The sequence below is a fragment of the Imperialibacter roseus genome (assembly GCF_032999765.1).
In the GTDB taxonomy this organism is placed as follows: Bacteria; Bacteroidota; Bacteroidia; order Cytophagales; family Cyclobacteriaceae; genus Imperialibacter; species Imperialibacter roseus.
On the sequence record NZ_CP136051.1, the window covers coordinates 978,509 to 997,237 of the forward strand.

Below are 18,729 nucleotides of genomic sequence, written 5' to 3' on the forward strand. Positions count from 1 at the left end.
TTGCATAAGTTAGTCACTTAAGTAATTCCAGCTGATGAAAAGACTAGTAGAGGCATTTCTTTTGTTGCTTTTCTCCTGCACGGCTACATTTGCTACCCATATTAGGGCAGGTGAAATCACTGTCAGACGTATTTCCAATGGCCCTCATACATACGAAATAACTGTCATAGCCTATACCGACACAGGCTCACCAATTCAGTTTGGCGAAGGAAATATTAACCTGGGCGACGGGTCAGTTTATGCATTAAAAAACCTGGCGGCAAAGGAGACCATTCCACTGGGAAATGATGTGGCTTTTAACAGGTTCGTATTCACTCACACGTATCCAGCGCCGGGTGGTTACACCATCAGCTACCAGGAAAGCAATCGGAATGCTGGTGTTCTGAATATGATGCGGTCGATTGACACTCCCTTTTACATTGAAACAACGCTGGCAATAGACCCTGCTTATAAGTTAAATAGCAGCCCTGTGCTATTGGTACCCCCGGTTGACAGAGCGATTGTTGGCGCACGGTTTGTTCACAATCCCGGGGCCTTCGATCAGGATGGTGATAGCCTGGCCTATAAAATGTGGTACCCAAAGCAAAACCGATTTGACTCTGTCTTTAACTATCGGAACCCAAACCATAAGATTTTTTATGAAGGCAGGGATTATTTTGCGGCAAATCAAGACCAGGACAGCATTCCATCGTTTACACTTGACCCCATTAGTGGCGACCTTGTTTGGGATGCGCCCGGGATGGCTGGTGAATACAACGTTGCATTCATTGTAGAAGAATGGCGTTTGTTTTTTGGAGAGTGGAAGCTGCTGGGCCAGGTGACCAGAGATATGCAAATTATAGTGGAAGAGTCGGATAACAGGCCTCCGGATTTGATAGTACCAGCAGATATTTGTGTAGAGGCTGGTACACTGATACAAGACCAGGTCACCGGTATTGACCCCGAAGGAATGGGGGTTCTGATGGAGGCTTTTGGAGGCCCTTTTGAATTTTCGAGCGGCAATGCTTCATTTTCTCCTGCCCCACCGGTTTATCAGCAATCTCCCGGCACGTTGAATTTCACATGGCAGACTGCTTGCAGCCATGTTCGGCAGCGGCCTTATGAAATTCGTTTCAAAGTGACAGACGAACCCGCCGATGGTGGTGCAAAGCTTGTGGATTTTGATACCTGGAACATCACCGTAGTGGCGCCAGCACCAACAGGACTTGCGGCAAGCTCAGAGCCCAATGGAGTGGTCAGGCTGTCGTGGGATGAGTACACTTGCTCAAATGCCGAATTGCTGCAAATTTGGCGACGGGTGGAGAGTTATGATTTCACACCGGCCAACTGTGAGGTGGGCATGCCGGCATATGCCGGTTATGAGCTAATCGACGTGGTTGACGTAGGTGCTCTCGGGTATACAGACGACAACCTGGGAGCCGGGTTAAATCCCGGCGCTTCCTATTGCTACCGGTTAGTTGCTTCATTTTATGAGCCTGAGGGTGGTCTTTCTTATGTGTCTGCGGAAGCTTGTGCTGTCATCAGGGCCGACGCACCGGTGATTACTCATGTGGATGTAGAAACCACTTCAACTGAAAACGGCAGAGTAAATGTATCATGGACGTCTCCATTTGATATTGACAAAGTCGATTTTCCACCACCTTATACTTACGAGGTGCTGAGAGCAAAAGGCCTGAATGGCGACAATGAAATAGTAAGCCTTGGCACAACGCAGGATACAACCTGGGTCGATCAGGGATTGAATACAGCAGACTTTCCATACAATTATCTGGTTCGCCACGTTGCTAACAATGGGCAGCTTGTTGGAGCTTCGTCGGCTGCCTCCACCGTCAGGCTTGAGCTGAAGTCAGACAGCACAAGTATTGACCTCAACTGGAGGTTTGATGTTCCCTGGTCAAACAATTCAAAAGAATTTCCGAAGCATTTCATCTATCGAAATAACGTAGACGTGGTCGACCCCGATGGCTTTTACCTTATTTCAAGCACAGACATCGCTGGTCAGGATTTTAAGTTTGCAGATACTCTGGGGCTGGTGCCTAAGACCGAATACTGCTATTATGTAACCACTCAGGGTAGCTACGGGAATCCCGCAATCGCTGCTCCGCTCCTCAACAGGTCACAGATTATCTGTGGCTACCTTGATGATAAAGTGCCGCCGTGCCTGCCGATTAGCCTGGCGCTCGACAATGCATTTTCCTGCGAGGCCCAAACTCAGTTTACTGATTGCGGAGCTAGCAACTTTTCTAACAGAATATTGTGGGAAAAGGAAGCTGTGTTTGAGTGCGAAGATGAGGCTGTGAGTTACAATGTATATTTTTCTGCTCTTGGTGAGGAGGGCACCTACAACCTGATTGCGCAGGTGAATACCACAGACTTCACCCACCAAAACCTAAAATCTTTCAAGGGCTGTTACAGGGTGGCGGCGGTGGACAACTCGGGAAATGAAAGCGAGTGGACGGATCCGGTATGCAACGATAACTGCCCTTATTTTGAGTTGCCCAATGTTTTTACACCCAACAACGACGGGAAGAATGACCTTTTTATCCCTTATTACAACGATGGAACCATTGCCGATTTTGACTTAACTAGGTGCATGCGTTTTGTGAAGTCGGTCGATTTTAAAGTATACGACAGGTCAGGGAAGATGGTGTTCTATACCAATTCCAGTGGTGTTGAAGGCTCAATTTTTATCAACTGGGCGGGACAGACGGAGGCAGGAATAGATCTCCCTTCGGGGGTCTACTATTATGTGGCCGATGTAGAATTTGATGTGCTGGATCAGCAGCAGGCCAAGGAAGAGTTGAAAGGCTGGGTTCAGCTGGTCAGGTGATTAATGCATCCTCTTTTCAGGAACCGACATTTGCATATTCTTCGTAGCTTTGGGGTTTCAAACTAACTCACATCCACTATGAATGCATATGTTTTCCCAGGGCAGGGGGCTCAGTTTTCCGGAATGGGCAAGGAGCTGTACGACACCAATGAAAAGGCAAAAGCGCTGTTCGAAAAAGCCAACGAAATACTGGGATTCAGGATTATAGATGTCATGTTCAGTGGCTCTGATGAAGAGCTAAAGCAAACTAAAGTCACCCAGCCGGCCATCTTTATACATTCAGTGGTAATGGCGATGGTTTCAGATAATTTCAAACCCGACATGGTAGCTGGCCATTCTCTTGGCGAATTCTCGGCACTTGTTGCCAATAAATCGCTCTCTTTTGAAGATGGGCTTCGCCTTGTTAGCAAGCGGGCGCTCGCCATGCAAAAAGCTTGTGAACTGACGCCGTCCACCATGGCAGCGGTGCTGGGACTCGACGACGCAAAGGTAGAGGAAGTTTGTGCTTCAGTTACTGGCGAGGTAGTAGTGCCTGCCAACTACAACTGCCCGGGTCAGTTGGTTATATCAGGGTCTGTGAAAGGGATAGAAATTGCTTGCGAGAAAATGAAAGAGGCAGGGGCAAAAAGGGCGTTGGTGTTGCCTGTTGGAGGAGCGTTTCATTCTCCGCTGATGGAGCCAGCCAGGCAAGAGCTCGCAGCTGCTATTGAGGCGACTCATTTCTCTCAGCCAATATGCCCGGTTTATCAAAATGTAACGACCAAAGGATCGGTTAACATTGATGAAATTAAAAAGAACTTGATTTCCCAGCTTACAGCTCCTGTAAAGTGGACACAGTCGGTTCAAAATATGGTGGCCGATGGTGCCATCAACTTCATTGAATGCGGCCCGGGTAAGGTACTTCAGGGGCTTGTGAAGAAAATTTCACCCGAGGTTTCTGCGGGTAGTTTGTGATCTGTAAATATTAAAAGCTGATCTTCAAATTGTTATGTGAATAGCCCCCTTGTGGGGCGCTTTTCTTGAAACGTTCACAAAATATTACATCACCTTCAATTCATCTAGCTCGGCTATCTTGTCTTCAAGGCGTTGGAAAAGTTGTTGAAAAAGGTCATTCAGCCTGAGGGTCAGTGCTTCGGTGTGCAGGTTTTTGTCGCCTTCATAGAAACTTGTGACTTGAGTAAGTGCGTCCATGAGCTCTGCATACTCAAGCGTGTTGAGTGTAGAGAAAATCTTATGCTTTAGGTGAGAAAAGGCGGTAGAATCACCCTTTTCAATGCTTGAGGTTATTTTGCCCTGAGCTTTTTCAAACTCCTGGTACATAAATTCGAGTAGCTGCCTGTAAGCGTCAGGGCTGCTCCGGTATAAGCTGTCTAGGTTTTCGAAGTTCATCACAAAAATAAAGGGATAACATTTACTTGTTATCCCTAAATTAAGCCTTTTAACTTTTGCGGTTTACGAAAAATTCGGAATAACCTTACTCCGACATTTTAGCGTCCATGCGTTTCCGCTCATTTTCATCAAGATAGATTTTTCTCATCCTGATAGAGAGAGGAGTCACTTCCACGTATTCGTCTTTCTTGATATACTCCAGTGCTTCTTCCAAAGAGAACCTTCTTTTTGGGTAGATCTTCGCACTATCGTCAGTTCCGGATGCCCTTACGTTGGTAAGTTTTTTGCCCTCCTGAACGTTCACAACAAGGTCGTTATTTCTTGAGTGCTCTCCAATGACCATGCCGCCGTACACCTCATCTCCCGGATCAACAAAGAAAGTGCCTCTGTCCTGAAGTTTGTCGATTTTGTAGGCAGTAGCGCTTCCGGTGTCCACTGATATGATGGAACCATTGATCCTGCCAGGTATGGGGCCTTTGTAAGGCTGGTAGCTCAGGAATCGGTGCGTCATGATGGCTTCACCCTGAGTGGCCGTAAGCACACTGTTTCTTAGTCCGATAATGCCACGGGCAGGAATCTCAAATTCCAGGTGCTGCAAGTCGCCTTTTGGCTCCATAATCTTAAGCTCAGCCTTCTTTTGCGTAGCGAGTTCGATTACCTTACCAGCTGACTCCTGAGGTACATCAACTACCAGAAGTTCGATTGGCTCGTTGCGGATGCCGTCAACTTCTTTGAACAACACCTGCGGCTGGCCTACCTGAAACTCATAGCCTTCACGGCGCATGGTTTCGATAAGAATAGACAAGTGGAGTACACCACGGCCGTACACGAGGAATTTGTCTTCTGATGTAGTTTCTTCAATTCGAAGGGCTAGGTTTTTCTCAGTTTCTCTGAAAAGTCGGTCTCTTACGTGGCGTGATGTCACGAATTTACCTTCTTTACCATAGAAAGGCGAGTTGTTGATGGTGAAGAGCATACTCATGGTAGGCTCATCAATAGATATTCTTGGCAGTGGCTGCGGATTATCTGCGTCTGTAATAGTGTCACCGATTTCAAAGTCTTCGATGCCTACAAGCGCACAAATATCACCAGCGGAAACTTCAGGTACACGCAGCCTTCCCAGGCCTTCGAATACACTGATTTCCTTAATTTTCACTTTCTTAACAACACCGTTTTTCTTGCAAAGACCCACAGTGGCACCTTCAACAAGTTTGCCCTGAAATACTCTGCCAATGGCAATACGGCCAGTGTAGGCATTAAAGTCCAAAGAAGTGATTTGCATTTGTGGCAAGCCCTCTCTCAAAGGAGCTGGAGGAATTACTTCTAATATCGTGTCGAGCAAAGCAGTGATGTCCTCTGTCTTCACTTTCCAGTCGTGGCTCATCCAGCCGTGCTTCGAAGAACCGTAAACAGTTCTGAAATCCAGCTGATCTTCCGTTGCATCAAGGTTGTACATTAGCTCAAACACCTGCTCATGTACTTCGTCAGGCCGACAGTTCTCTTTGTCTACCTTATTGATGACCACAATGGGCTTAAGTCCCAGTGCAATCGCCTTGCTTAACACAAAGCGTGTTTGAGGCATGGGGCCTTCAAAGGCATCCACCAAAAGCAACACGCCATCAGCCATTTTCAGCACCCTTTCTACTTCACCTCCGAAATCGGAGTGACCAGGGGTGTCGATAATGTTGATCTTAACGTCTTTGTAACGAATAGATACATTTTTCGACAGGATGGTGATGCCACGCTCTCTTTCCAGGTCATTGTTGTCAAGGATCAAGTCCCCAAACTCCTGGTTTTCCCTGAAAAGCTTGGACTGGTGGATGATTTTGTCAACCAAAGTAGTTTTACCGTGGTCAACGTGCGCTATGATAGCGATATTACGGATATTATTAGACATGTCTTTAGAAATTCGCCCGCAAAGGTACGAATAAAACATGGCTAAAAGAAGGCATGTTAAGAAATAGTAATTTCAAAGGCAAGATGAGTGAACAGAAAGCCAGGCGCTTAGTTTATTTCGTCTTCTTTTTTAGTGATTCTTTGTAAGCTGTTTCCAGTGCATCTTTCATAAGCTCTTCTGGTACTTTATCCAGCTCAAACGTAGTCCAGCCCTGCTGGCCCCATTTGTTGGGAACCGCATATACCCCTTTTTCAAATTCGCAGAAAACCGATTGATCTACTTCGTTGAACTTGAGGTTGGCAGTGTGGCTGGCCTCATGAAGGGTAGCAAATATCACCCTGGCTTTGAACGCAGCTCTGTCGAAATGAGGTTTTTCTTCGACCCCCGGAAACGACGACGCAATTTTTCTAAATACCTCTATGGTTACCAAAGCAAATCCAGTTGATGTGCTCAGCAAATTAATAAATACGTTGTTAAAGCAAACCGAAAATGAAATTGTGTCCGTTGGATTCTTTGTACCGACTTTAGTAGCTCAACACTTAAACACTTTCACTCTTTCCCCTATCTTTGCAGCCCAAACCAAGAATAATGGCTAAGAAGACTTACAAAAGACACACCGTTACCGCTGCATTGATCTATGCCAATGGCCCCATTCACATAGGTCATTTGGCAGGCTGCTATCTCCCATCCGACATCTATGTGAGGTACATGCGCTCAATGGGGGAGGATATCGTGTTTGTGAGTGGAACGGATGAGCACGGCGTACCCATTACGCTGAAAGCCCGCAATGAGGGAACAACGCCTCAGGGGGTGGTGGATAAATACTACGACATCATTAAGAACTCTTTTGCTGAGTTTGGTATTTCTTTCGATACCTATTCACGCACAAGCCGGGAGATTCATCATAAGACCTCGCAGGATTTTTTCCTTAATCTTTATGAGAAGGGGATTTTTGAAGAACAAACCACCGAGCAATATTTCGATGAAAAGGCCAATCAGTTTTTAGCGGACAGGTACATAGTAGGTACATGCCCCACTTGCGGCAACGAAAACGCCTATGGCGATCAGTGCGAAAAATGTGGGAGTACCCTAAGTCCTCAGGAGCTAGGTAATCCCCGTTCTATGCTGAGCGGTGAGAAACCGGTGCTGAAGCCCACCAAAAACTGGTACATGCCGCTCGATAAGCTTCAGCCTAAAATTGAAAAGTACGTAGACAGCCACCCTGAGTGGAAAACCAACGTGTTTGGGCAGTGCAAAAGCTGGCTGAACCAGGGCCTGCAGCCTCGCTCCATGACTCGTGACCTCGACTGGGGGGTGAAAGTGCCGTTGCCAGATACTGAAGGGAAAGTGCTCTACGTGTGGTTCGATGCGCCCATTGGCTATATCTCCGCCACAAAGGAACTGAAGCCCAACGACTGGGAGAAATACTGGAAGGATGAGGACACCCGCCTGGTGCACTTCATTGGTAAGGATAATATCGTTTTCCACTGCATCATTTTCCCTTCCATGCTCATGGAGCACGGCGATTTTGTGGTGCCCGACAACGTGCCTGCCAACGAATTTATGAACCTTGAGGGGCAGAAGATCAGCACGAGCCGCAACTGGGCAGTGTGGCTCCACGAGTACCTGGAGGAGTTTCCGGGTAAGCAGGACGTGCTGCGCTATGTGCTTTGCGCCAATGCGCCGGAAACCAAGGACAATGACTTTACCTGGAAAGATTTCCAGACAAGAAATAACAGTGAGCTGGTGGCCATCTTTGGCAACTTCGTGAACAGGGCAGTGGTGCTTACTCATAAATATTATGAGGGCAAGGTGCCTGAGAGAGGAGAGCTTTTCCAGTTTGATGAAGAAACGCTGGCTAAGTTGGCGGAATTCCCGGGAGTGATTGCCGGCTCTATCGAGCAGTTCAAATTTCGGGAAGCGTTGGCTTCGCTGATGGATCTGGCGAGGTTGGGTAATAAGTACCTGGCCGACACGGAGCCCTGGAAGCTGATCAAGACTGACCCTGAGCGTGTGAAAACCATCATGAACATCGCTTTACAAATAGCAGCCACGCTGCAGGTGGTGTGTGAGCCCTTTTTACCATTCACTGCCAGTAAGTTGGGTGGCATGTTCAACCAGAAAGGCGTCAAATGGAGTGACCTTGGAAAAGGTGATCTTTTAGCGGCCGGGCACCAGCTGGAGGCAGCGACGCTGCTGTTCGAAAAAATAGAAGACGATGTGGTGGAGGCTCAGATAGCAAAGCTGGAAGCAACAAAGAAACTAAACAGTCCTGCCGAAAAAGCAGGCGAAATAAAAAAAGCAGAAAAGATGGAGGTACCCGGGCTTAAGGAAGAGATAGTGTATGATGATTTCACCAAGCTAGACATGCGAGTGGCTACTGTGCTGGAGTGCGAAAGAGTGCCCAAGTCAGACAAGCTGCTCAAGTTTTTGCTCGACACAGGCATCGATAAGCGCACTATTTTAAGTGGCATTGCCAAGCATTATCAACCCGAAGACCTGATAGGAAAGCAGGTAGTGGTGCTGGCTAACCTGGCCCCCCGCAAAATGATGGGCATTGAATCGCAGGGCATGATTTTGTCGGCTGAGGATGAAGAGGGTAACCTGAGACTGTTGCAGGCCAATGCGGTAACAAATCCGGGAGCGACCATCAGCTAATTTTTAGTTGCTCGCAGAGACGCAAAGTCGCAGAAAAAAGGAATGCTCGAAGGCTTTACTTGGTCTGCTATAGGTTATTGACAATCCTTATAATGCCGTTTTTTATTAAGGACTCGTTGAAGTTGACAAGCAGACCTAATTTCAGTCCGGTGAGCTTTAGGTAGGTCAGAAGCTGTTTTTTGTGGACGTCAGCCAGCGACTCAATGGATTTAATCTCCACAATGACTTTGTCCTCAACAATCAAGTCTGCCCGAAAACCTTGATCCATCTTTATACCTTTCCAGACCACGGGTATGGCTATCTGCTTTTCAACTTTGAGTCCGTCAGCTGTCAGTTCATGATGTAAAATGGTCTCATATACTGTCTCGAATAATCCAGGACCGAGCTGACTGTGTATTTCATATAGTTTATTTACAATAATTCTGGAAATGTCGTTTTCGTGTAGTGTTGTCATATTTATTCATTTTTTTGAACGTAAAATAGTGCATTTGACTCACATGTAAGGTATTAGTATGCTTGGAGTGACATTTATCCAGCTCCAATTTCAATTCGCCGTGGATTCCCCGGCGCTTTTGAGTAGGTATCTCCTCTTCTGATATTCCTGCACTTCTGCTGGAAACATTCTCTTCCCTTAGCGCCTCTGCGTCTCTGGAGCCATATTCCTCCCTTAGCGCCTCTGCGTCTCTGCGAGCAATATTCCTCCCTTAGCGTCCCTGCGCCTCTCCGAGCAATATTCCTCCCTTAGCGTCCCTGCGCCTCTGCGAGCAATATTTCTTCCTTAGCGCCCCTGCGTCTCTGCGAGCAATATTCCTCGCTTATCAAAATCCATGTTGTTTCTTGTACCAACCCATATTAACTTAGCACGCCGTTAGAAAGACTATACGATGAGAGAAATACAATTCAGAGAAGCCCTTCGTGAGGCGATGAACGAAGAGATGAGAAAAGACCCCAAAATATTCCTTATGGGGGAAGAAGTGGCCGAATACAATGGTGCCTACAAGGTAAGCCAGGGTATGCTTGATGAGTTTGGGCCAGAAAGAGTGATCGACACGCCAATTGCTGAATTAGGCTTTGGTGGACTGGGTGTTGGTGCCGCTATGAACGGGCTGCGACCAATCATAGAATTTATGACCTTTAACTTCTCATTGGTAGCCATCGACCAAATCATTAACGGCGCTGCCAAAATGATGTCGATGTCGGGTGGGCAGTTCAATGTGCCTATCGTTTTCCGTGGACCTACAGGAAATGCAGGCCAGCTGAGCTCACAGCACTCACAAAACTTTGAAAATTGGTTTGCCAACACTCCTGGTTTGAAGGTGGTGGTGCCATCCAACCCATACGATGCCAAAGGCTTACTTAAGTCTTCCATCCGTGACGACGATCCGGTTATTTTCATGGAGTCGGAGCTGATGTACGGCGACAAAGGTGAAGTGCCTGAAAGTGAATACCTCATTCCGCTCGGCACAGCCAAGGTGGTGAGAGAGGGAAATGATGTAACCATCGTTTCTTTTGGTAAAATGATGAAAGTGGCTTTCGAAGCTGCCGATGCCCTTCAGCAGGAAGGAGTTTCAGCCGAGGTTATCGACTTGATGAGCGTACGCCCTATCGACTACGATACAGTGGTGAATTCGGTGAAGAAAACCAATAGGTTGGTGATTGTAGAAGAAGCCTGGCCTCTGGCGTCTATTGCTTCAGAAATCACTTACCACATCCAGCGCTACGCTTTCGATTACCTGGATGCGCCAGTAAGAAGAGTAACCAATCTGGATGTGCCACTGCCATACGCTCCTACATTGATAGAGTTCATTTTGCCGAACGCAAAGAAGACGATTGATGCTGTGAATGCGGTGATGTATCGCTAAGAAATAAAAACATTGAAGTTAAAAGGCCCGCCAATGGGCCTTTTTTTTTATGCCTTAAAGAGATCGATAATTGTTTCCTCTCCAAAATAGTTGAGTCCAATTTCGTTGTGACGGTCGGGTCTTCGCATCAGGCTGGGCGTCCACACCTCGCAGGTGATGCCGTAGGGTTTGAACTCCTCACGATTTTCGTTAAACACATTTAAAATCTCGGAATTCATCATGTTTAATTACACATACAGGTAGTTTTGGTTTGAAACCGAGATTAAATTAACTTTTTGATTATTGATTAGACTACACGTTCACCATGAAGAATTTTCTTGCTCCCTTTTTTTTGATACTTAGCACCAGCCTCCTGTTCAGTCAGCCAGTGCAAAAACATCGGGTAGTTATCCTGTCCGATATAGAGGCAGAACCCGATGATATTGAATCTTTCGCCCGACTGGTGTTGTACTCGAATGTGATAGACATAAAGGGAATGGTAGCCACCACCTCCATCTGGAAGAAAACAAGTGTGGCCCCGGAGTCAATTCGGAAAGTGATCAGGGCCTACGGCAAGGTTCAGCCTAACCTTTTGAAGCACGAAGCTGGTTTTCCGGAAGCCGAAGATTTGCTGGCGATAGTGAAGCAAGGGCTGCCGGTATATGGCATGTTGGGAGTGGGCGATGGAAAGGACTCAGAAGGGTCAGATTGGATTATCAAAGTGCTTGAGGAAAAGGACGACCGCCCTTTGTGGGTAACAGCCTGGGGGGGCGTGAACACACTGGCCCAGGCCCTGCACAAGATACAGAAAACCAAGTCGCCCGCAGAAGCAAAGCGACTCGTCGCCAAGCTGCGGGTTTATACGATATCGGACCAGGATGACAGCGGCATTTGGATCAGGAATAGCTTCCCCAGCCTGTTTTACATTGTTAGTCCTGGCGACCACTACGGCAGCGCCACGTGGAGTGCCATCAACAGCGTGATTAAAGGCATAGACAATGAAAAAATAAGCAACCCGTGGATAGTGCAGAACATTCAGCAAGGCCATGGTCCTGTGGGCGTGGAATACCCGGACGTGGCCTGGGGCATGGAAGGCGATACGCCATCGTTCCTGGGTTTGATACCTAACGGGCTCAATGAGCCGGAGCATCCGGAATGGGGTGGCTGGGGTGGCCGCTACGAGCTCTACAAGCCAGATATCGCTACACTAAGGCAGGGAAGCTCAGGCGTTCCGTTTGAGCCTGAAACCAGACCGATATGGACGGATACAAAGGATAATTATACGCCGTATGTGCCCAGTCTGTACGGACGCACCGTTCGCAGAGATACCGTTTCTTTCAATAACAACAAGGCCACGTTGTTTCGCTGGAGAGACGATTTTCAGAATGACTTTGCTGCCAGAATGGACTGGTGCACCATGTCGTATGAAGAAGCTAACCACCCGCCAACGCCTGTGCTGGAGCATGCTGATCGGCTGACGGTGAAGTCAGGAGAGGGCTTTTCGCTGGATGCCTTCAGCTCTACCGACCCTGATGGCGATAACCTCAGCTTTCTCTGGTTCCACTACCCCGAGGCAGGCAGCCATAAGAAGCAAATAGATATCTCTGCTGAAAACGTACATGGGGTGTATGTGAAGGCACCGGTTGTCGACAAGGAAGAAACACTACATTTCATCCTGAAACTGTCAGACAAGGGGAGCCCGGTATTGACCAGGTATAAAAGAGTGATTGTGACTGTTGTGCCAAAGTAGCGGAGGCACTGAGGTCATCAGTTCTGTTGTGCTGCCGGCATGTTTGCGAGCCGGGCAAGGTGCCTGAGATGGACATTTGAAGGATTCCTTTCGCTGTGAAGAAAAAACAAGTAGCTTAGCGAGCCCTGGAGGATAGCAAGCGAAGGCGTGTTATATCCAACCAATAGGCAAATAAAGTGATCATCTAATGTTCAGGCATCAAGGTAAAAGCAGGACACTGAAGCATAACCTGCAAATTGCCACCGTACTTTCCTTTGTAGCTGGCATTGTGAACGTAACTGGTTTTTTGGCTCTCCAACAGTTAACTACAAATGTAACCGGCCACTTCGCACTGTTTATCTACGACGTGTCAAATCTGGAGTTTTGGAGAGGGACGGTGTATTTCCTTTACATTTTCTCTTTCTTCTTTGGCTCCTTCTTGTCAAGCTTTCTTATTGAGCTCTTCCGGGAAAATAAAAAATGGAACGTTTACGTTTTGCCCACAACAATTGAGTCTCTGGTTTTGCTCTCTATAGGTCTGCTGAGCAATGTGGTGGACATCACTTATCCTGATGTCATCGCCTGTTTACTCCTTTTTGCCATGGGGCTTCAGAATTCTTATGTGACAAAAATTTCCAACACAATCGTAAGAACCACTCACCTTACAGGGCTCTTCACCGACTTGGGTATTGAAATTTCGCAGCTACTCTTCCCTAAATCGCATCCGAACAGGGTAAAACTCAAATCGACCATCAAACTGCGCATATACATTATTTCATTCTTTTTTGCCGGAGGACTTGCCGGCGGTTTTTTCTATTCTAAAATCGACCTGAAATTAAATACGCTGGTATTTGCTGCCGTAGTTTTATTGCTAAGCTTGCTATTCGACGATTTTCGATACAGTTTGATCAGGGCTAAGAGAAAATATCGCCAAAAATGAAAGCTACTCCCGAATCCATGGACGTAACTTTCGTACGATCTTACTGGCTGACACAGCTATTTCTGTGAAGAGAGGGTCATTATTGCTGTTATTTCCCCTCCAGGTACTCTCTCAAGCTCCTTCCCACAATATCCGTCCATCCGGCGGCGAAGTTTTCAGGTACCAAATCCGGATTGCCGCTATTGAAGCTTTCCAGGTTGGCGTGAGTAAGTCGCACCAACGTGGAGTTCCCCTGGTCAAACAGCTCCCAGGTCACGTAAGAGATGCCTGGCTCTCCGTCGTAGCGCCAGCTGTGGGCTAGTTTTTTCTCCTTAATCACTTCCGTCACCTCGCAAATGTGCAGGTACTGTTTTTCCGGTGGGCCGCCTTTAAACCGGAACTCAAAACCCACCTCAGCTTTGAACTCAGCCAGATCAAAGTACCAAACCTTCATTTTGTCTTTGTCGGTAATGGCTTCCCACACTTTTTTAGCGGGTGCGTTGTATATTTTTTCGATGGTAAATGGAGTCTTTTCCATATTATTGTTTGGTTATAGATGATTATACATTTCGGCGTACTGCGCCTTCAAGCTGTCTTGTTTGTCTGGTATGTTTGGTGTTGCCTGGTCGCCTTCCAGCGTTTTCTCCAGTGTATCGAGCATAAAGTGCCAGCCCGCCGGAACGGACTTTGCCCATTGCCCATCCACTTTACTATGCGTAAGTGTAAGAAGACATCGTTCGGAACCCAGCTCCTGAAGCTCCCAGGTAACAAGCTCCTCTTCCCAGTAGTACTCAAACAGCTTCCTCTGGATGATCCTGGTTATTTTTCCAAATGATTCTGAATTGTCAGGTTCAGGAAAGCGGATGACCATTTTGCCACCTGGTTTGAATTCCATTTCTGTTGCCATGAACCATGTCGCCAGCTTGTCGGGATTTGTAATTGCCTCCCAAACAGCTTCGGAACTAAACGGAAACTCTCGTTCGAATACCACTTTGTACCCATCGGGTTCATTGGTGAGTTTTCCGGGGTTTAGCAGGTCACTCATAATTTTTGTCTTGTTTTGTATTTTGGCCATTCTCCAGAAACATCTCAAGTGCATCCAACTTCTGCGTCCAGAAGGCCCTCATCTTTGCTGTCCAGTCTGTTACCTCCTTCAATCCATCGAGCCTGGCGCTGCAAAAGCTCTCCCTGCCTCTTTTTTCAATATCGATCAGTCCACACTCTTTCAGTAACTTTAAATGCTTGGCCACCGCTGGCCTGCTGATGTCGAACTTGTCGGCCACAGTGTTAAGATTCAGAGGCTGGCTGGCCAGCATCGTAATGATCTCTCGCCTTGTGGGGTCGGCTATGGCTGCGAATACGTCTCTTTGCATTAGGGAACCTTTTGGTTTCGAATATACAAAGGAAACCTTTTAGTTTCCTAATATGACTACCCATTTTTTTCAATAGCTGCCTGAGGCTGGTTTTGGACGCTTCTGGCGGCAAATTCTTGGGTTTCAGTGGTGTTAAAAATGCGAGGCCGCTGAATAATTGTAAATTCATTCATTGACTACCTTAATTTTTGACTATGAGACGATACCTGATCATGATCCTCTTCTGCACCTCTGTATTTAGTGTCGCTGCTCAGGGTGTGCAAAAAGATGCCGATGGCTTTGAGTACTTTGAAATGCAGGAAGGAGATACAACGGACATCATGAAAAAGTATTTTTTTGTGATGCTCAATAGCGGCCCAACCAGAAGCCAGACGAAGGAAGAAGCGGCGGCCATTCAGGAGAAGCACCTGGCGCATATCAACTGGATGGCAAGCAATGGCTATGTAAACCTGGCTGGGCCAGTTGAGTCCGAAGATGAATTCAGGGGGATTTTGGTCTTCAACGTAACCTCTTTGGAGGAGGTGAAAAAGCTGGTGGCGATGGATCCGGCCGTAAAAGCAGGCTGGCTGGTCATGAAGATATATCCCTGGTGGTGCGTTAAAGGAGGGATGTTGCGCTAACTGAAAATCAACACATTAGTAGTAATAATTGCGTCGGCGGCTTATCTTCGGGAGGACATTGCTTATAACCTTGAGATTTATCCGGCCAACCAAAGTTTTTCTTTTTGTTGTTCTGCTTTCTATGCCCGCCGCTGTTTTTTCGCAAGCGAGCACTATTGATAGATTGAAAGCAGAAAACGGAGCCTATACCGGCTTGGACAGTGTAAAAGTTGATATGCTCAACAGACTGGCCCTTGAAAATCAGTTTGTTTCTATTCTCGAAGCATTTGCTTACGGACGTGAGGCACTGGAACTAAGTGTGGAAATTGGCTACGTGAACGGTGAAGCCTATGCCTACCGAAACCTTGGAAGCAGCTATGCGATACGTCAGGATTTTGTCACTGCTGTGCAACTGTTGGAGAAAGCGCAGGCACTTTTCGAGACAATTGGCTCGCAAAGAGGAGTGGCCGACTGTTATATTTCCATGGGGCATGTGTACAGATGGCAGCTTGACTACTTCAAAGCCATTGAATATCAAAAAAAGGCCGCTGATATCTATGTAAAGCTTGATATGCCAGAGCGTTATGGTGTCACTCTTCATAATCTTGGTGAGAACTACCTTCTGGTAGGCGACCTGAAAACAGCGCAACAAGTTACCCAGCAGGCTACAAAGATTTTCATGGAGGTGGAGAATAAGCAGGTGTTAACATCATGTTACAAGGTGTTTGGACAAATTGCCTTTGAGAGGAAAGATTTTAAAGGTGCCGAAGGATATTTCAAGGAGGCGCTGGCTATTTCCGACGAGCTGGGCAAAGATTCTCAAAAAGAAGCCACATTTGATGTTTACTTGATGCTGGCTAAAATTTATCACCAATGGGGGCGGAGGTCTGACGAGGAGAAAATGCTTAAGCAGGGCCTTTTATTAGCTGGAGATAACGTGCTGCTTTCGCAGGAACGGCGGGCCTACACACAACTTGTTAACCATTATTTTTTCTACAAGGAATATGAGTTGGCAGACAAAACTTTTGATGCTTTCAGTCTTATCAACGAAAAAATATACGAGCAGCAAAAAATAGAAATGGCCAATATGATGGAGCAAGTGCTTCAAACGATAAAGGTGGCCAATGAGAATGAGCTGCTCAAGCAGGAAAGGCGGTTGCAGGAAGAAAGGATTACGCTGCAGCAATATCAGATTTACTTTTTTGTGTTTTCCATTGCCTTGCTCGGTATGTTGGCACTTCTTTTGGTTCGTTCAGGCAGGCTGCGGAAGAAGTATACCGAGGAACTGGCCGCAACAAACGAATTGATAGAAGAGAAATCGAAAAAGCTTGAAGAGTTGGTGCGGGTAAAGGACAAGTTCTTCTCCATCATATCTCACGACCTTCGCAGCCCCATAAGTACCCTGGCCCAGTTTGTGGTGATGTTGAAGACTAGCTACAAAAATTTTTCTGATCAGGAAATGGAGGATGTGCTTGAAAAGTTTGACTCGCAACTGACCTCGACACTTTCGCTGGCCGATGATATCATTCTTTGGGCGAAAGCAGAGATTAATCAGGCTCCCGGAATAAATGATGCTTTTGAAGTAAATAAAGCCATAGAAGCTGTGGTCAAGGTGGCAGCTGAGCAGCTGCGAATGAAAGGAATTGTTTTGCAGTCAGAAATTGGCAACCACCTGATGGTGTCAGCAAACAGGGATCAGCTGGAGTTTTGCATTAGGAATATTCTAAGCAACTCGATAAAGTTCACGCCTACAGGCGGGCACATCGGTATCGGCACCTTTTCCGAAGGAAACATGGTGGCTGTGAAAATAGAAGATAACGGAACCGGTATTTCGCTTGAAAAGCAAAGTATACTGTTTCAAAGCCCGTTGAAACAGAGTGAAGGAGAATTGGGCACCGACGGCGAAAAGGGTAAAGGGCTAGGACTGTACCTTGTGAATGACTTTATAAAGAAAAACGGAGGCAGGGTGGAAGTGTCCAGTGAAGAGGGGAAAGGCTCCGTTTTCACACTCTATATTCCCGTTGCCACGGCGTCATAGGATATCGCCAACCACCTCAACGGCGCTAAAGTTGGAAAAACAACAAGCCCTTAGCTCAAGATTAGCGCCTCATCATGTTGCCCAGCGCCGCTTTTGCTCCTCCCATTTTGTTCATCGTTTTCATCATCTTGCGCATTTGCTCAAACTGCTTCATCAGGTTGTTCACCTCCTGAACGCTGGTGCCACTTCCCTTGGCAATGCGCTGACGGCGGCTGCCGTTGATGAGATCCGGATTTTCTCTCTCCTTAGGTGTCATCGACTTAATGATCGCCTCAATAGGTTTGAATGAATCATCATCGACATCCACATCCTTCAGGGCTTTTCCCATGCCTGGAATCATACCCATCAGGTCTTTGATGTTACCCATCTTTTTGATCTGATCGATTTGAGAAAGGAAGTCATCAAAGCCAAATTGGTTTTTGCGGATCTTTTTATTGATCCTGTCGGCTTCCTGTTGATCGAAGGCTTCCTGGGCCTTTTCTACCAATGAAACCACGTCACCCATACCCAAGATTCTCTGGGCCATCCTGTCGGGGTGGAACAGGTCGATGGCATCCATTTTCTCGCCCGTGGAAATAAACTTGATAGGCTTGTCAACCACGGCCCTGATAGACAGTGCCGCACCACCACGTGTGTCACCGTCCAGCTTAGTCAACACTACGCCGTCAAAGTTGAGTCTTTCGTTGAAGGTTTTGGCCGTGTTTACAGCGTCCTGACCTGTCATCGAGTCGACTACGAAAAGCGTTTCAGTGGGCTTGAGCGATTTTTTCAGACCTTCAATCTCCGCCATCATTTGGTCATCGACAGCCAAACGACCGGCCGTATCGACAATCACTATTTTCTTGCCTGTCTTCTTCGCTTGTGCGATACCATTCTGGGCAATCTGAAGAGCATTTTTGTTTTCAGGCTCTGCATATACCTCTACGCCTACCTGCTCGCCCAGCACTTTCAACTGGTCGATTGCCGCAGGACGATAAATATCGCAAGCCACCAGCAGTACCTGGCGACCTTGTTTTTTCAATCTGTTGGCTAGCTTGCCAGTGAAGGTCGTCTTACCAGAACCCTGCAAACCTGATATAAGAATCACTGCCGGATCACCAGTGATGTTGATATCGGCCTGAGAGCCGCCCATGAGGCTGGTGAGCTCCTCGTGCACAATTTTGGTCAGCAACTGGCCCGGAGAAACAGCAATAAGCACATCACGGCCAAGGGCCTTTTCTTTGATGCCGTCAGTTACTTCTTTGGCTACTTTATAGTTTACGTCGGCTTCTACCAGCGCACGACGGATTTCTTTGATCGTGCTGGCAACGTTAATCTCTGATATTTTTCCCTGACCTTTGAGGGTCTTAATCGCTCTGTCGAGCTTTACACTTAAACTATCGAACATGCTTCAATGCTATTTTGAGGTGCAAAGATAGAACAAAGTGCGCAAGTGTGCATGCAATCAATCGGATAA

General features: G+C 47.0%; 17 protein-coding genes. 8 read left to right on the plus strand and 9 right to left on the minus strand.

All coding sequences use genetic code 11. From position 1 onward, the window contains the following. The first annotated feature begins 34 nt into the window (after positions 1-34). Both RT717_RS04215 and fabD read left to right on the plus strand, forming a co-directional pair. Positions 35-2,830, plus strand: coding sequence for a T9SS type B sorting domain-containing protein (locus RT717_RS04215; protein ID WP_317490479.1), 2,796 nt, complete (start codon positions 35-37; stop codon positions 2,828-2,830). A gap of 78 nt (positions 2,831-2,908) precedes the next feature. Next, positions 2,909-3,784: an ACP S-malonyltransferase gene (gene fabD / locus RT717_RS04220; protein WP_317490480.1), complete on the plus strand. Its 876-nt coding sequence runs from the start codon at positions 2,909-2,911 to the stop codon at positions 3,782-3,784. An 84-nt stretch (positions 3,785-3,868) separates the two neighbouring features. Here the strand turns inward: fabD and RT717_RS04225 are convergent, their stop codons facing one another. The 3 genes from RT717_RS04225 to RT717_RS04235 form a co-directional block, all read right to left on the minus strand. Next, positions 3,869-4,219 (minus strand): hypothetical protein, encoded by a 351-nt coding sequence (locus RT717_RS04225; protein ID WP_317490481.1) that lies wholly within the window; start codon positions 4,217-4,219, stop codon positions 3,869-3,871. An 85-nt stretch (positions 4,220-4,304) separates the two neighbouring features. Then, a complete protein-coding gene (gene typA, locus RT717_RS04230) occupies positions 4,305-6,116 on the minus strand; it encodes a translational GTPase TypA (RefSeq protein ID WP_317490482.1) in 1,812 nt (603 codons plus the stop codon). Positions 6,117-6,228: 112 nt separating this feature from the next. Then, the gene (locus RT717_RS04235) at positions 6,229-6,546 is read right to left on the minus strand and encodes an MmcQ/YjbR family DNA-binding protein (protein WP_317490483.1); all 318 of its coding nucleotides are present in this window, start codon (positions 6,544-6,546) and stop codon (positions 6,229-6,231) included. Between the two features lie 158 nt (positions 6,547-6,704). Here RT717_RS04235 and metG point away from each other — a divergent pair, with 158 nt between their 5' ends. Then, the gene (metG, locus tag RT717_RS04240) at positions 6,705-8,774 is read left to right on the plus strand and encodes a methionine--tRNA ligase (RefSeq protein ID WP_317490484.1); all 2,070 of its coding nucleotides are present in this window, start codon (positions 6,705-6,707) and stop codon (positions 8,772-8,774) included. A 67-nt stretch (positions 8,775-8,841) separates the two neighbouring features. Here the strand turns inward: metG and RT717_RS04245 are convergent, their stop codons facing one another. Beyond that, positions 8,842-9,228 carry a GxxExxY protein gene (locus tag RT717_RS04245; RefSeq protein ID WP_317490485.1) on the minus strand — a complete coding sequence of 129 codons (387 nt, stop codon included), beginning with the start codon at positions 9,226-9,228 and terminating at the stop codon, positions 8,842-8,844. Between the two features lie 430 nt (positions 9,229-9,658). Between RT717_RS04245 and RT717_RS04250 the strand changes: the two genes are divergently transcribed. Continuing rightward, positions 9,659-10,636 carry a pyruvate dehydrogenase complex E1 component subunit beta gene (locus RT717_RS04250; RefSeq protein ID WP_317490486.1) on the plus strand — a complete coding sequence of 326 codons (978 nt, stop codon included), beginning with the start codon at positions 9,659-9,661 and terminating at the stop codon, positions 10,634-10,636. A 47-nt stretch (positions 10,637-10,683) separates the two neighbouring features. Here the strand turns inward: RT717_RS04250 and RT717_RS04255 are convergent, their stop codons facing one another. Beyond that, positions 10,684-10,857, minus strand: coding sequence for a hypothetical protein (locus tag RT717_RS04255; RefSeq protein ID WP_317490487.1), 174 nt, complete (start codon positions 10,855-10,857; stop codon positions 10,684-10,686). Positions 10,858-10,940: 83 nt separating this feature from the next. Here RT717_RS04255 and RT717_RS04260 point away from each other — a divergent pair, with 83 nt between their 5' ends. After that, entirely contained in the window at positions 10,941-12,365 is a 1,425-nt protein-coding gene (locus RT717_RS04260; RefSeq protein WP_317490488.1) for a DUF1593 domain-containing protein, read from the plus strand. A 187-nt stretch (positions 12,366-12,552) separates the two neighbouring features. Continuing rightward, positions 12,553-13,284, plus strand: a complete 732-nt coding sequence (locus RT717_RS04265) for a YoaK family protein (protein ID WP_317490489.1) — start codon at positions 12,553-12,555, stop codon at positions 13,282-13,284. An 88-nt stretch (positions 13,285-13,372) separates the two neighbouring features. Here RT717_RS04265 and RT717_RS04270 read toward each other — a convergent pair whose 3' ends face one another. The 3 genes from RT717_RS04270 to RT717_RS04280 are packed head-to-tail and all read right to left on the minus strand — an operon-like array spanning position 13,373 to position 14,636. Beyond that, positions 13,373-13,801, minus strand: coding sequence for an SRPBCC family protein (locus RT717_RS04270; protein WP_317490490.1), 429 nt, complete (start codon positions 13,799-13,801; stop codon positions 13,373-13,375). Between the two features lie 12 nt (positions 13,802-13,813). Beyond that, a complete protein-coding gene (locus RT717_RS04275; RefSeq protein WP_317490491.1) occupies positions 13,814-14,308 on the minus strand; it encodes an SRPBCC family protein in 495 nt (164 codons plus the stop codon). Continuing rightward, positions 14,301-14,636: an ArsR/SmtB family transcription factor gene (locus tag RT717_RS04280; protein ID WP_317490492.1), complete on the minus strand. Its 336-nt coding sequence runs from the start codon at positions 14,634-14,636 to the stop codon at positions 14,301-14,303. Before RT717_RS04280 ends, RT717_RS04275 begins: the two co-directional genes overlap by 8 nt. Before the next feature lie 194 nt (positions 14,637-14,830). Between RT717_RS04280 and RT717_RS04285 the strand changes: the two genes are divergently transcribed. After that, a complete protein-coding gene (locus RT717_RS04285; RefSeq protein ID WP_317490493.1) occupies positions 14,831-15,256 on the plus strand; it encodes a YciI family protein in 426 nt (141 codons plus the stop codon). A 70-nt stretch (positions 15,257-15,326) separates the two neighbouring features. Continuing rightward, positions 15,327-17,273, plus strand: coding sequence for an ATP-binding protein (locus tag RT717_RS04290; RefSeq protein WP_317490494.1), 1,947 nt, complete (start codon positions 15,327-15,329; stop codon positions 17,271-17,273). A gap of 61 nt (positions 17,274-17,334) precedes the next feature. On the opposite strand, the gene ffh is transcribed toward RT717_RS04290, so the two are convergent. After that, entirely contained in the window at positions 17,335-18,660 is a 1,326-nt protein-coding gene (ffh, locus tag RT717_RS04295) for a signal recognition particle protein (RefSeq protein WP_317490495.1), read from the minus strand. Positions 18,661-18,729: the final 69 nt, after the last annotated feature.